This is a genomic window from Fundidesulfovibrio sp. (assembly GCF_058402725.1).
This window is the reverse complement of sequence record NZ_JBZVFJ010000017.1, coordinates 22,952-35,317: the sequence shown is the minus strand read 5'-3', so window position 1 is coordinate 35,317 and position 12,366 is coordinate 22,952. Positions and strand designations below refer to the sequence as shown.

The following is a 12,366-nucleotide window of genomic DNA, read 5'->3' as shown; positions in this document are numbered from 1 at the left end:
GGGGTTTTTCACGTCCTTGAGGCGCGGTTTGGCGATCTCCCAGGCCTTTTGCAGCTCGCGCATGAAGAGCGGATGGTACGTGCCGTCGGCGTCGCGGTTGGTCCACGTGACCACCAGGAGCGGGTTCACCGGCGCCAGCTGGCCGCTCTTGATCACCTCGATCCGGGGCTCCCACTTGAACTCCGCGCCCATGCCCTTGGCCCCGAGCTTGGGATAGTTGACCATCTGGCCCGTGGTGACGTCGAAGCCCTCGCCTCCGGCCCTGTTGAGCGCCGGAATGTGGCAGGCCTCGCAGGCCATCTTCTCCAGGTGGCTGGGGCGCACGCCGGAGTGCGCGGGGCGCGGCGCGCCCATGGAGCCGGTGGTGTGGCAGTCGGCGCACTTCTTCATGGTGTTGTCCAGGTCGTCGCGCACGGTGGAGACGTTTTCCTGGCCCTTGGCGAAGTTGTGCTTGATGTCGCCGGGGTGGCAGCTCACGCAGGACATGCCGCGCATGTTGTGCACGTCGTGGTTCACCGGGTCGTTCCAGGAGAAGCCGCGCTTCTTCATGTCGGACATGCCGTGGCAGAACACGCAGTTCTCGCTTGGGGGCTGGTCGTTCAGGTCCAGGACCACCTTGCCGTCCTGGTTGAAGAGCCGCAGGTTGTAGGCAACCTGGGGCGTCTGGCCCTCGTCCACGAAGCCGGTCACCTGGGCCAGGCCGGACGCGGCCGTGGCGGACCAGCGGAAGTTGAGCTTCTTGAGCTGCTTGTTGCGCTCCTTGAAGTTGTAGCCGGGCAGGTGGCAGATGAAGCAGTCTGCCTCCACCACGCCGGTCTCGGCCCAGCGGCTCTTGAAGTAGTCGCCGTCCAGGGACTTGGCCAGGGAGGGGTCGCCCTTGAGGCGCGCGTCGTAACGCTGGCCGTCGCGGTCATATTCCAGCCCTCCGCCGCCCGGGTGGCAGCCGCCGCAGCCGGGCACGCCCAGGTTCTTCTCGTCCTTCTCGCCCGCTGCCGCGAACTGGAAGGGGGTCATGTCGATCTGGTCGGGATTGTTGTTGTTCTTTTTCGCCAACTGGCGAAAGGAGGGAGGTCAGAACTTGCCCATCATGCCTGGGGAGAGCACCCAGGGCTTGTCCTTGGAGTAGCCGTCCTTGATCTGGTCCCACCCCTGCTGGAAGTGATAGCCCTTGGTGATGGCCGCGTAGTCGTGGCAGCCCTGCGCTCCGCAGGTCTGGCGCGTGGAGACGGGCTTGTCCGCGTTCTGCCCGGTGACGGGGTTGATGACGGCCCCGTCCTCCGCGCGAAGGAAAAACGGCGGACAGGCCTTCGACCTGGCCTGCGCCGCCTGGGCGAAGGCCAGGAGGATAAGGACCGCCGCGAGAATCCGTGCCGGTTTCATGGCTACCTCCTGCGTGTCTTGTTTCGGCGGTTGAACACCATTGCCAGTGCCGCGATGCCGAGCGCCATGGCTGCGCCCAGGTGTGTCCAGTCCAGGAGCATGGCCGCCAGGGGGGGCAGGCTCACGCCGGGCAGATTGAAGAGCACGTGCGCCCCGCCCGTGAGCGCAAGCGCCCCCAGCAGCGCCAGGCGGCCCCGGCCCAGGGAGACCGCGCCCCGGGCGGCCAGCCGCCAGCCCAGCCAGAAGAGCAGCGCGGCGGCGGCCGCGTAGTGCAGGGCGTGGGTGAAGAGGAAATCGCCGGTCCAGGCCATGCCCGGGATGTCGGCGATGTAGTAGCGTTTGAAGATGGGCATCTGGGCGATGCCCGAGACGGCCAGGACCGCCGCCGCGAGGCGGTAGAAGCCCAGGCGTCCGGGTACGGCCGCGGAGGAAGCGGCGAGGCTCCCGGAAAAACGGCGATCAGCCATTGGAATCCTCCTTGCGGCCCATCATCGCGCGCGCTCCGGAGAGCAGCGCCCCGGCGGCCCCGGCCAGGGGGGCCAGGAGCACGGCCCAGGCCAGGCGGTTGGACGTGCCCATCACGTCGGCCACGGCGGCCAGCTCGGGCCTGCCGGGGCCGGTCTTCACCGCGGCGGCGAGCTTCTCGAAGGGCACGGGCGAGAGATAGAGGGTGTTGGTGCCGCCGTTATCCTCCAGGCCGTAGAGGAAACCGCCGGTCTTCTTGGCCATGGCCTTGGCCTGGGCCGCGATCTCCTCACGCGGGCCCATGGTCTGCACGCCCTGGGGACAGGCTTCGATGCAGGCGGGCATTTTGCCCTGGGCCACGCGCTCCGGGCAACGACGGCACTTGTTCATCACGCCGTTGCCAGCCAGGGAGGGCATCAGGTCCAGGTAGAGGCCCGCGCCGGTCTGGCGCTGGGGGATGGACCAGGGGCACACGTCGCGGCACTTGGCCCCGCCCAGGCAGATGTCCTGGTTGATGGCCACCGTGCCGTCTGCCTCCCGTGCGGCCGCGCCCCAGGGGCAGAGGTTGGCGCAGGGCGGGTTCTGGCAGTGCATGCAGCGCCGGGGGATGTGCACCTCGCGCCCCTCCACCGTGGCGCTCTGGATGAAGAGCCAGTTGTAGGGCGTGAGGCGCGTGTCCACTGCGCGCTTGTCCGACCAGTCCTCCACCTTGACGCGCTCGGGGTACATGGTGGGGAAGGGCTTCTTGGGCTCGGGGTAGCGCCCGGCGTTCTCGACGCGGCAGGCCTCCACGCAGGCCCCGCAGCCGATGCACCTGGAGAGGTCCAGGAAGGTGGCCAGTTCCTGGCCGGTTACGGGGAGGGCCGCGGCGCGCGAACGCTCCGGCAGGAGCGCGGCCGCGCCGCCCAGGCTCAGGGCCTTGAACAGCGTCCGCCGGGAGAAGCGGGCTTTGGGATCGATGGTGTTGAGCATGACATCCGGGAAGCACGGGACGTGCCAACACACAACATGTGAGAATAAAGAGACATTATCTTGCTTGCCACCCCCAGGCACGCGACGTATACATCCAACAGAATATACACATGACTATACGAAACGATCGACCGGAGGCCCCATGGACGTGAGCGCCCACTGGCAGGACATCTGCCACGCCATCCAGGAAGGCGTGTTCCTGGTGGACCCCTCGGGGCGCATCGTCATGGTCAACGAGGCCATGACGCGCCTCACGGGCTTTTCCCACGAGGAGCTGGTGGGGCGCAGCTGCAAACTCTTCGACTGCGACGCCTGCGAGACGAGCCGCCGTCAGGCCAAGGGGGGCTGGTGCCGCCTCTTCGACGGCCACCCGCCCCGCCCCAAGCGCTGCCTCATCGTGCGCAAGGACGGCCTGCGCATCCCGGTGTTCAAGAACCAGTCTCTGATCCGCGACTCTTCGGACCGGGTGATCGGCGCGGTGGAGACGGTCATGGACCTCTCGGACCTGGACCGCCTGGACCGCAAGGTGGAGGAACTCTCGCGGCTCCTGGACGAGCCGGGCTCCTTCCACGGCATGGTGGGCTCCTCGCCCGCCATGCGCAGGCTCTTCGACATCCTGCCCAAGGCGGCGCGCAGCGAGGCTCCGGTGCTCCTGCTGGGCGAATCGGGCACGGGCAAGGAGCTGGCCGCGCGGGCCATCCACGAGCTGGGACCGCGCGCGGGGGGGCCGTTCGTGCAGCTCAACTGCGCGGCGCTCAACGAATCGCTCCTGGAGAGCGAGCTCTTCGGCCACGCCCGGGGGGCCTTCACCGGCGCGCACCGCGCCCGGCGCGGCCGCTTCGAGGAGGCCCACGGAGGCGACATCTTCCTGGACGAGCTGGGCGACGCGCCCCTTTCCATCCAGGTGAAGCTCCTGCGCACCCTGGAGACCAAGACCATCGAGCGCGTGGGCGAGAACCGCCCCGTGCCCGTGGACGTGCGGCTCATCGCCGCAACCCATCAGGACCTGCGCGGACTCATCGCCCGGGGCCGCTTCCGCGAGGATTTCTTCTTCCGCGTGAACGTGCTGCCCATCGTGATGCCGCCCCTGCGCGAGCGCATGGAGGATCTGCCCGGCCTCGCGGCCCACTTCCTGGCGCGCCGCGCGGCCCGGTCGGGCGCAGGCCCGTTGTCGCTCACGCCCGAGGCCCTGCGCGTGCTTGCCTCACACTCCTGGCCGGGCAACGTGCGCGAGCTCAAGCACGCCCTGGAGTACGCCGCCGTGCTCTGCGAGCACGGGCGCATCGGCCCCGAGGACCTGCCGCCCGGCCTGGGAGGCCCCCGGACATCCGGCTGCACGGACGGGACACTCCCGGCGGGGGAGCACGGCGATGAAACGCCCCCTGCCGTCCGGGCGGCAGGCCTTCGGGAGTCCGGCGGGGTGTCCGCGCCCGGCGTTGCCGGAACGCACGGAGTCTGCCTGGCCTGCGGCACCCTGGAGGGACGCGGCGCTAACAGGGATCGGGCGGGCTCCGGGACGGGAGGGCCCTTGGCGTTGACGCCCCCGGATGCGGCGCGCCTCCCCGGCGACAGGGAGCGCGACGAGCTGGTGGAGGCCCTGCGCCTGGCGGAGGGCAACAAGACCCGGGCCGCGAAGCTGCTGGGCGTCACGCGGCTCACCGTGCACAACCGCATGCGCAAACACGGGGTGGAATGCGCCCGCGTGGTGCGTTCCTGAGGCGCAGGCCTTGCCAAAGGTCGGCCAACGCTCTATGAACTGGTTGATCAGATCAATCGTTTCAACATGTTGCGGGGGGTAGCGCCATGCCGGAACGCGAAAAGTTCGGCGTCCAGATGGAAGAGCAGCTCGGGCGGCTGCGCGAGAAGATCGACGAAGTCAAATCCAAGGCCGAGGCCAGGGGCGAGGGTTCCATCGGCAAGTTCGAGGAGAAGCTGTCCAAGCTTGAATCCAAGTACGACCTGGCGCGCTACAAGCTCACGCTGCTGCGCAAGGGCGGCGGTTCGGCCTTGAGCGAACTCAGGGAGGGTTTCGACAATGCCTTCCAGGAACTCAAGGACGCGGTGAGCAAGGCCAAGGACAAATTCTAGCGTCCCGGACGGCCGGTGGCTCCATCCCTCCGGGAAGCGGTCCGCGCGCGGGACGGCCGAGGCCGCCCGCGCGGTCGCCGCGAAGCGTCACTTCTTGATGGCGCCCATCTCGATCATCAGGCCGTCGGCCCCCAGGTTCAGGTGCAGCCCCTTGGACTTGCCCTTGAGCTTGAGCACCACGCCGTTGGCGTTCTCCAGCCACTGATGGCCCTTGCCGTCGCCCACGGCGTAGCCCGCGCGCGCCTGGAAGTAGGCCCCGGGGAAGTCCTCGATGCGCTGGAGGTTGTACACCTCGCCCGAGGCCGAAACCTTGGACACGCCGATGCCGCCCACGCCCAGCCCGCCGGTCTTGAAGGCGTAGCGTTTGCCCCGGAACACCAGCGTTCCGTTGCCCCCGCTGGCCGAAAGCAGGAAGCCGCCCTGCCCGTATTCCATGCTGATTGTGCCCGAAGGCGCGCCAGCCCCCTCATGGGAGGTCTTCTCGGCCGCCAGGGCCGGAGCCGCCGAGAGGAGCAGGGCCAGGGCCGCATGGCGCGCCAGCCTGAAAATCGTCGCCGTGTTCATGGATTCTCCCTTGTGAGCGTCTCGCCGTTCTGCTTTCCTGCCTGAGTTCCCTGCCTTACCTCCCCCCACTGGATCACCAGCCCCTCGCCCGCCGCGGCCAGGGACACGCCCTTGACGGCGGAACGCAACCGCAGGGTCACGCCCTTGGTGTTACGCAGCCACAGGACGCCCTTGCCGTCCCCGAAGGAGTAGTCCGCGCCGCCCAGGGCGTAGGCCCCGGTGAAGTCCTCGACGCGCTTGAGGTCGAACGCCTCGCCCTCGGCCTCCACCTTGGTGACGCCGAGAAGCCCCAATCCGAGACCGCCCACCTTGAAGGGGTACTCCTGCCCCTGGAAGGTGAGCGTGCCCGAGCCGCCGGTGATGCTCACGATCATGGCGCCGCGACCGATGCTCATGCGCACCGTGCCGGAGTTCTCCGCATGGCCCTCCTGGGCGGCCGCCGACGCGGCCTGGCAGACCAGCCCAAGAGCCAGGGCCAGGATGAGGACGATTCTTCGCATCGCCTGGATACCTCCACGGTTTCCCCCTACGGGGTTTCGGGTTCCCTACACCAATCCGGAGCCGGGCAAAAGCCCGGGGCGTCAGGGAAAGAGGAAGCGCCCGATGATCAGGTTGGAGACGAGCATGCCCTGGCGCGTCAAGCGGAGCGTGCCGTCCTTGATGCGGATGAGGTCCTTCTGGCGCAGCGCCCCCAGGAGTTTGGCCTCGGCCCCGGCCAGGTCGCGCCCTGTGAGGCGGCGGTAGTCGGCCAGGCGCATGCCCCGGGAGGTGCGCAGCGCCAGCATCAGGAGCTCGCGGGCGCGCACCTGGGGGTCCAGGGTCTCGGCGTCGCGGCCCCAGGCCTTGTCACGGGCGGCCTGCACATAGTCGGACACCGCGCGAGGGTTCTCCCAGCGCCTGCCCTGGAGCGTGGAAACCGCCGAAGGCCCCAGGCCCAGGTAGTCCTTGCCCTCCCAGTAGCCCTGGTTGTGGCGCGAGGCGAAGCCCATGCGCGCGAAGTTGCTGATCTCGTAGTGCAGGAAGCCCTGCTCTTCCAGGAAGTCGCCGCCCTGCACGTACATCCTGGCGGCCTCGTCTTCGCCGGGCAGGGCCATGGCCCCGGCCTCCACGGACTCGGCCAGGGGCGTGCCCGGCTCCAGGGTGAGCCCGTAGGCCGAGATGTGGTCCGGCCCCAGGCGCACGGCCGCCTTGAGGTTCTCCATCCAGAAGCGCAGGCGCTGCCCGGGCAGGCCCCAGATGAGGTCCACCGAGAGGTTGGGCAGCCCCTGTGCGCGCAGGCGCTGCACGGCGGTGTGCACGTCGGCCAGGGTGTGGGGGCGGCCCAGCAGGGCCAGTTCCTCGCCCTGCAGGGACTGCACGCCCAGGGACACCCGGTTCACTCCGGCCTCGCGCCACAGGCGCATGAGGTCGGTGTCCCGGGCCGAGTCCGGGTTGGCCTCCAGGGTGAACTCCACGCCCGCCGGAATGTCGAAGTGACGCCTGAGGGATTCCATGAGCCTGTCGAAGGCCCAGGCGGGCATGAGGCTCGGGGTGCCTCCGCCCAGGTAGACGGTCTCCACTTCGGGGCGACCCAGGAGCCTGCCGTAGTGGGCGGCCTCGGCGGCCACGGCCCGGCCCCAGGACTCCAGGGCGTCCATGTCCAGGGGCTGGGAGGCGAAGGCGCAGTAGCGGCACTTGGCCGCGCAGAAGGGCACGTGGACGTAGAGGAGCATGGGCCTATCGCGGTTTCACGCCCCGGAGGCAGGCCCTGCGTCAGGATAGCCCGCCGTCAGGGGCAGGCGGCGCAATTTCTTCATGTAACGCTCGAACTCCGAATGGACGCAGCCGCAGTAGGGCTGGCGGTAGAGCCCCCACTCCCGGGCGAGGCGCTGGCCCTCGTCCCAGCCGGGACGGAAGTCCTCGTAGTGGAAGGGCACGCCGTGCGCGCGGGAGGCTTCTTCCCCTGCCGCGCGGATGGCCTGGTGGTCCTGGTAGCGGCTGTAGAGCAGCGTGGTGGTGAAGGCCGCCGCCCCAAGTCGTTTTGCCTCGCGCGCCGCGCGGTCCAGGCGCAGGGCGTAGCACAGGGGGCAGCGGACCTGTTCGCGAAAGGCGGTCAGGCGCAGGAAACGGGCGGGGTCGTGCCCCGGGTGGTCGAAGTCCACGGGCGTGCCCAGGCGCTCCGCCACCTGCTCCAGGGCCTCGGCGCGGCGCAGGTACTCGCCCAGGGGGTGGATGTTGGGGTTGTGGTAGAACCCCCGGATGGAGAAGCCCCCCTCCTTCAGGCCCGTGAACACCGTGATGGAACACGGGCCGCAGCAGGCGTGGACCAGCAGCACGCCCTAGTCCGTGAGCACGTGGATGGCCTTGCCGTACTGCTCTTCCAGGGCCGCGAGCCTGCCCCGCTTCTGGTTGAGCAGGTAGAAGGCCAGCTCACCGGAGGTGCGCCAAGTGATGGAATCGCCCGAGCCGGAGCGGCGGATCAGGCGATAGAGCTCGCGCAGGGACTGGGTGGCCTGCCACTCCAGATTGCGCCGCGAGCCCGAGCCCTGGCAGACCGGACAGACTTCCGTGGAGACCGACATGGCCGAGGAGCCCATGCGCTGGCGCACGATCTCCATGAGCCCGAAGCGCGAGATCTTGCCCACGTCGTGGCGTGCGCGGTCTCCCTTCATGGCGTTCTTCATGGCCTTTTCCACTTCGGCCACGTGTTTGCGGTCCTTGAGTTCGATGAAGTCCACCACCACCTGGCCGCCGATGTCGCGCAGCCGGAGCTGGTTGGCCACCTCGGCGGCTGCCTCCATGTTGGTCTTGAGGGCCATTTCCTTGAAATTGGTCTCCCCGCCGATCTTGCCGGAGTTCACGTCCACGGCGGTGAGGGCCTCGGTGTGGTCGATCACCAGGCGACCGCCGGAGGGCAGGATCACCTCGCGTCCGTGCAACTGCTCGATCTGCTTGCGCAGGGAGAAGCGCTCCCACATGGAGTGCTCGGGGTCGTTGTGCGGGCGCACCAGCCCCTGGCGGCGCGGGAAGACCAGGGCGGCCATTTCGGAGACGCGCTCGGCGGTCTCCTTGTCGTCCACCCAGACCTCGGCCACGTCGTCGGTGAGGTAGTCGCGCACGGCGCGGGCGGAGAGGTCGGGCTCCTGGTAGATCATGGCCGGGGTGGCCACGCTGGCCCCCTTGGCGCGCACTTCTTTCCAGAGGCGCTTGAGGTAGCTCACGTCGCGCTCCAGGGCCGCCTTGGACTGCCCGATGGAGGCCGTGCGCACGATGATGCCGATGCCCTCGTCGAGCTTCACTCCGGAGGCGATCTCCTTGAGGCGCTTGCGCTCCTCGTCGTCCTCCACCTTGCGCGAGATGCCCTTCTGCTCGCGCCCGGGCGTGAGCACGAAGTAGCGCCCCGGCAGCGAAAGGTAGCTGGTGACGAAGGCCCCCTTGTTGCCCGTGGGCTCCTTCACCACCTGCACCAGCACTTCCTGGCCCTTCTTGAGCACCTTCTGGATGGGCGGATACTTGCCCTTGTGGCCCGTTGCGTCTTCCAGGTAGTATTCGGGGTGCACTTCGTCGATCTGCAGGAAGCCGTTGCGTTCGGCCCCGTAGTTGATGAATGCGGCCTGAAGGGAGGGATCGACGTTGTGGATGCGGCCCTTGTAGATGTTGCCGCGCGTCTTGGCCTGGTGGGTCATCTCCACGTAGTATTCGTGGAGCGCCCCGTCCACGGTGACCGCCACCTCCACTTCTTCTCCGGGGAGAACGGAGATGAACATCTTGTGTCTGCGTTTCTTCGCAGCCATGAAAGCTCCTTTCCGGACGGCCCGCGCGGCCGCGCTCGAGCGCGGCGCTTCGGGGCGGCCCCTCGGGGCCGTTGGTCCGGCGACGCCCGGATCGGGCGTCCGTTGACGCCGGGCGGGCGAATGGCCCCACGCGCCGGCGCGGTTGAAAGACGAAAAAGTCCGGACCTTCCGGCGGTCAGCGTCCGACGCGGGAGTAGAACGTCTCGCCGCCCAGGGTCACTGCCTTCACCAGGCCGCGCGCCGAAAGGTCGTCCAGTAAATTTGCCAGGTCCGCCTCCCCCGCGCCCAGAGCCGCCGCCAGCGACAATGCCGTCTGGGGCCTGCGCGCAAGGGAATCGAGGACCCTCATGCCAAGGGCCTCTAAACGCCGGGAGCCCTCGTTGTCCAGTGGCGGCGCGAACTGCGCCGTCTTTTCCGGCCCTGCCGCCAGGGGGTGGGCCTCCCCGCACAGGGCCTCGCGGAAGCGGGCCAGGGTGGCGGGGGAAGCGGGCAGGGCCTGGGGATAGGCCCCGGGCCGGCTCATGGTGGTCACGTCCACGCGGTCGGGGGCCAGCTCGGCCGTGAAGGCCGCCAGCCGCGCCAGATTCTCGGCCGAATCGTTCATGCCCGCCAGCAGGAGCACTTCCAGAAAGAGCTTGCCCGCGAACTGGCGGCGGAACGTGAGGAGCCCCTTGCGGATGTCCATGAGCGACGCGCCAGGCAGCGGGCGGTTCACCTGGAGAAACTCCGCGGGCATCAGGCTGTCCATGGAGGGCAGCACCATGTCGGCCAGGCAGAGGTCGCGGCGCACGTCAGGGTCGGCCATGAGGCTCGAATTGGTGAGCACGGCCACGGGGACGCCCGGGCAGAGCTCGCGCACGCCTTCGATGATCTGCCCCATGTCGGTGTTCAGGGTGGGCTCGCCCATGCCGCCCAGCGTGACCACCTCGAAGGGCGGGTGCGGCTCGAAGAGCCAGGCCGCCAGCTCGCCCAGGAGCCTGGCGGCGGGCACGTAGGGTCGCCTGGCGGCCGTAAGGGCGCGGGTGGCCCCGGCTTCGCAGTAGAGGCAATCGAAGGTGCAGATCTTGGCCCCGAGCAGGTCGAGCCCCAGGGACGCGCCGAGGCGGCCGGAACGCACCGGGCCGAAGACGAGGCCCTGCGATTCAGCTCTCACGGGAGGTCCTCCGCTTGACAGGGACGGCCGAGGGGGACACAGTGGCGCGCTTTGCCACACGATGAAGAAGGAATGTTTCCGGCATGATCCAAACCGGTGAATTGGTACTGCTCATAAGCCCCGAGGGCAAGCGCTATCTTCGGCCCCTGGACCCCGTCCAGGCCTTCCACACCCAGGAGGGCCTGCTCAAAATGGACGAGGTGGCCCTGGCGGGCTTCGGGGCCTGCGTGCGCACCCACAAGGGACACCCCTACCGCATCCTCAAGCCCACCCTGCACGACTGCATCAAGGGCGTGAAGCGCCTGACCACCATCATGTACCCCAAGGAGATCGGCTACGTGCTGCTCAAGCTGGGGGCCGGTCCGGGGCGGCGCATCATCGAGGCGGGCTCCGGCTCGGGGGGGCTCACCACGGCCCTGGCCTGGATGGCGGGCGATTCGGGCCGCGTCTACACCTGCGAGAAGCGCGCCGAGTTCTCCAAGCTCGCCCGCGAAAACCTGGAGCGCAACGGCCTGGCCCAGCGCGTGAGCTTCTTCACCCGCGACGTGAGCGAGGAAGGCTTCCCCGAGGAGGCCCGCGGGGCCGACGCCCTCTTCCTGGACGTTCGCGAGCCCTCGGACTGCCTGGAACACGTCGCCAGGGCCGTCTGCCCCGGCGCGCCCGTCGGCTTTTTGCTGCCCACCACAAACCAGATTTCCGACCTGCTGCGCGGTCTGGAGACCTCCGAGTTCGACGACGTGGAGGTGCTGGAGATCATGCTGCGGCGCTACAAGCCCGTGGCCGACCGCCTGCGCCCGGAAGACCGCATGGTGGCCCACACGGGCTTCCTGGTGTTCGCGCGCCACAAGGGCCTGCCCCCCGAGCCCTGGACGCCGCCTGCGCCCCCGGAATCGGACGCGGCCCCGGGGACGCCCCCCGACGGCGGCGCGGAGAGCGGGCCTGAAGGCGGCTCCGGCCCCGCCGCCGGGGAGCACGCCGCCCGGGACGCTTCCGGGGACCGCGCGGATGCCGGTTCATGAACACCTTTTAATCTGGGAATCCCTTCGGCGAAAACGGGAGGGATTCCCCGCTGTTATCGTATCCACCCCGCCAAAAGCCCCGCAACGGGCCGCACCCGGCGCGGCGCGCCCCTTTGCAGCACCGGGGCAATCTGCTAGCAGCCGCCGTGGGCGATGCAACGCCATGCGGCGGCACGCCCAGAAGACGGGGCTCCCCCTTCCATGAAAGAAGCAGTCGAACGCATCGCAAGGCTCTGGCCTTCCTCCGGCAAGGTGCTCGTCCTGACCGGGGCAGGCATATCAGTCCCCAGCGGCATCCCGGACTTTCGCAGCCCGGGCGGGTTGTGGTCGCGCTACGATCCCATGCGCGTGGCCACGGCCGAGGCGCTGGAGAACTCCCCCGCCGAGGCCTGGCGCTTCATCCTGGACGCCCGCGACGTGATGGCCGCAGCCCGGCCCAATCCGGCCCACGCCGCCCTGGCCGAACTGGAGCAGGCCGGCATGGTGCAGGGCGTCGTCACCCAGAACATCGACGGCCTTCACCAGCGGGCCGGATCGGTGAACGTGGTGGAATTCCACGGAACCATGGCCAGCTGGCGCTGCAACGGCTGCCAGGCCCCCAAGGACGCGGCCCGGGCCATGGAGGTCACTCCGGAGACGGCCCCCTGGCTCTGCGAGCGCTGCGGCGCGGTGGTGCGCCCGGACGTGGTGTTCTTCGGGGAGCCCATTCCCCTTGACGCCCTCGACAAAAGCGGTCAATTGGCCTCCGGCGCGGAGCTTGCGCTCATCGTGGGCACCTCCTGCGAGGTGGCCCCGGCCAACGTCCTGCCGCAGCTTACCCGGCAGCAGGGCGGCAGACTGGCCGAGATCAACCTCGCGGCCTCGCGCCTGGCCCCCCTGTGCGACGCCGCCGTCGCGGCCGGGGCCGAGGAGGCCCTGCCCCTGCTGGTCAGGCTCCTGCTGGACCAATGAA

14 protein-coding genes are annotated in these 12,366 nt (G+C 69.1%); 4 read left to right on the top strand and 10 right to left on the bottom strand.

Annotated elements, in window-relative coordinates; translation table 11 throughout:
- The 4 genes from ACV4UX_RS04130 to ACV4UX_RS04115 all read right to left on the bottom strand — a co-directional run.
- Positions 1 to 1,053 (bottom strand): multiheme c-type cytochrome (locus ACV4UX_RS04130; protein WP_491592061.1); only part of this gene is annotated, 1,053 nt, incomplete at its 3' end.
- Between the two features lie 18 nt (positions 1,054 to 1,071).
- Complete coding sequence (locus ACV4UX_RS04125; protein ID WP_491592060.1) at positions 1,072 to 1,380, bottom strand: hypothetical protein; 309 nt, start codon at positions 1,378 to 1,380, stop codon at positions 1,072 to 1,074.
- Positions 1,381 to 1,382: 2 nt separating this feature from the next.
- Positions 1,383 to 1,847 carry a hypothetical protein gene (locus tag ACV4UX_RS04120; protein WP_491592059.1) on the bottom strand — a complete coding sequence of 155 codons (465 nt, stop codon included), beginning with the start codon at positions 1,845 to 1,847 and terminating at the stop codon, positions 1,383 to 1,385.
- A complete protein-coding gene (locus ACV4UX_RS04115; protein ID WP_491592058.1) occupies positions 1,840 to 2,817 on the bottom strand; it encodes a 4Fe-4S dicluster domain-containing protein in 978 nt (325 codons plus the stop codon). Before ACV4UX_RS04115 ends, ACV4UX_RS04120 begins: the two co-directional genes overlap by 8 nt.
- Before the next feature lie 142 nt (positions 2,818 to 2,959).
- Here ACV4UX_RS04115 and ACV4UX_RS04110 point away from each other — a divergent pair, with 142 nt between their 5' ends.
- Together ACV4UX_RS04110 and ACV4UX_RS04105 are read left to right on the top strand one after the other, a co-directional pair.
- Positions 2,960 to 4,534 carry a sigma-54 interaction domain-containing protein gene (locus ACV4UX_RS04110; protein ID WP_491592057.1) on the top strand — a complete coding sequence of 525 codons (1,575 nt, stop codon included), beginning with the start codon at positions 2,960 to 2,962 and terminating at the stop codon, positions 4,532 to 4,534.
- An 86-nt stretch (positions 4,535 to 4,620) separates the two neighbouring features.
- Positions 4,621 to 4,905 carry a sll1863 family stress response protein gene (locus tag ACV4UX_RS04105; protein ID WP_491592056.1) on the top strand — a complete coding sequence of 95 codons (285 nt, stop codon included), beginning with the start codon at positions 4,621 to 4,623 and terminating at the stop codon, positions 4,903 to 4,905.
- A gap of 87 nt (positions 4,906 to 4,992) precedes the next feature.
- Here ACV4UX_RS04105 and ACV4UX_RS04100 read toward each other — a convergent pair whose 3' ends face one another.
- The 6 genes from ACV4UX_RS04100 to ACV4UX_RS04075 form a co-directional block, all read right to left on the bottom strand.
- Positions 4,993 to 5,469 (bottom strand): hypothetical protein, encoded by a 477-nt coding sequence (locus tag ACV4UX_RS04100; protein WP_491592055.1) that lies wholly within the window; start codon positions 5,467 to 5,469, stop codon positions 4,993 to 4,995.
- Entirely contained in the window at positions 5,466 to 5,969 is a 504-nt protein-coding gene (locus tag ACV4UX_RS04095) for a hypothetical protein (RefSeq protein WP_491592054.1), read from the bottom strand. Before ACV4UX_RS04095 ends, ACV4UX_RS04100 begins: the two co-directional genes overlap by 4 nt.
- Before the next feature lie 81 nt (positions 5,970 to 6,050).
- A complete protein-coding gene (gene hemW, locus ACV4UX_RS04090; RefSeq protein ID WP_491592053.1) occupies positions 6,051 to 7,181 on the bottom strand; it encodes a radical SAM family heme chaperone HemW in 1,131 nt (376 codons plus the stop codon).
- Between the two features lie 15 nt (positions 7,182 to 7,196).
- Positions 7,197 to 7,784, bottom strand: a complete 588-nt coding sequence (locus tag ACV4UX_RS04085) for an epoxyqueuosine reductase QueH (protein WP_491592052.1) — start codon at positions 7,782 to 7,784, stop codon at positions 7,197 to 7,199.
- 3 nt (positions 7,785 to 7,787) lie between these two features.
- The gene (locus tag ACV4UX_RS04080) at positions 7,788 to 9,242 is read right to left on the bottom strand and encodes an Rne/Rng family ribonuclease (RefSeq protein WP_491592051.1); all 1,455 of its coding nucleotides are present in this window, start codon (positions 9,240 to 9,242) and stop codon (positions 7,788 to 7,790) included.
- 175 nt (positions 9,243 to 9,417) lie between these two features.
- A complete protein-coding gene (locus ACV4UX_RS04075) occupies positions 9,418 to 10,395 on the bottom strand; it encodes a radical SAM protein (RefSeq protein ID WP_491592050.1) in 978 nt (325 codons plus the stop codon).
- Positions 10,396 to 10,478: 83 nt separating this feature from the next.
- Here ACV4UX_RS04075 and ACV4UX_RS04070 point away from each other — a divergent pair, with 83 nt between their 5' ends.
- Together ACV4UX_RS04070 and ACV4UX_RS04065 are read left to right on the top strand one after the other, a co-directional pair.
- Positions 10,479 to 11,414 carry a tRNA (adenine-N1)-methyltransferase gene (locus tag ACV4UX_RS04070; protein ID WP_491592049.1) on the top strand — a complete coding sequence of 312 codons (936 nt, stop codon included), beginning with the start codon at positions 10,479 to 10,481 and terminating at the stop codon, positions 11,412 to 11,414.
- 201 nt (positions 11,415 to 11,615) lie between these two features.
- Positions 11,616 to 12,365 carry an SIR2 family NAD-dependent protein deacylase gene (locus tag ACV4UX_RS04065; RefSeq protein ID WP_491592048.1) on the top strand — a complete coding sequence of 250 codons (750 nt, stop codon included), beginning with the start codon at positions 11,616 to 11,618 and terminating at the stop codon, positions 12,363 to 12,365.
- The last annotated feature ends 1 nt before the right edge of the window (position 12,366 follow it).

Coding starts and splice junctions, on each gene's coding strand:
- ACV4UX_RS04115 (WP_491592058.1), bottom strand. CDS start 2,817: ATGCTCAACACCATCGATCCCAAAGCCCGCTTCTCCCGGCGGACGCTG.
- ACV4UX_RS04080 (WP_491592051.1), bottom strand. CDS start 9,242: ATGGCTGCGAAGAAACGCAGACACAAGATGTTCATCTCCGTTCTCCCC.
- ACV4UX_RS04070 (WP_491592049.1), top strand. CDS start 10,479: ATGATCCAAACCGGTGAATTGGTACTGCTCATAAGCCCCGAGGGCAAG.
- ACV4UX_RS04065 (WP_491592048.1), top strand. CDS start 11,616: ATGAAAGAAGCAGTCGAACGCATCGCAAGGCTCTGGCCTTCCTCCGGC.
- ACV4UX_RS04120 (WP_491592059.1), bottom strand. CDS start 1,847: ATGGCTGATCGCCGTTTTTCCGGGAGCCTCGCCGCTTCCTCCGCGGCC.
- ACV4UX_RS04125 (WP_491592060.1), bottom strand. CDS start 1,380: ATGAAACCGGCACGGATTCTCGCGGCGGTCCTTATCCTCCTGGCCTTC.
- ACV4UX_RS04095 (WP_491592054.1), bottom strand. CDS start 5,969: ATGCGAAGAATCGTCCTCATCCTGGCCCTGGCTCTTGGGCTGGTCTGC.
- ACV4UX_RS04110 (WP_491592057.1), top strand. CDS start 2,960: ATGGACGTGAGCGCCCACTGGCAGGACATCTGCCACGCCATCCAGGAA.
- ACV4UX_RS04105 (WP_491592056.1), top strand. CDS start 4,621: ATGCCGGAACGCGAAAAGTTCGGCGTCCAGATGGAAGAGCAGCTCGGG.
- hemW (WP_491592053.1), bottom strand. CDS start 7,181: ATGCTCCTCTACGTCCACGTGCCCTTCTGCGCGGCCAAGTGCCGCTAC.
- ACV4UX_RS04100 (WP_491592055.1), bottom strand. CDS start 5,469: ATGAACACGGCGACGATTTTCAGGCTGGCGCGCCATGCGGCCCTGGCC.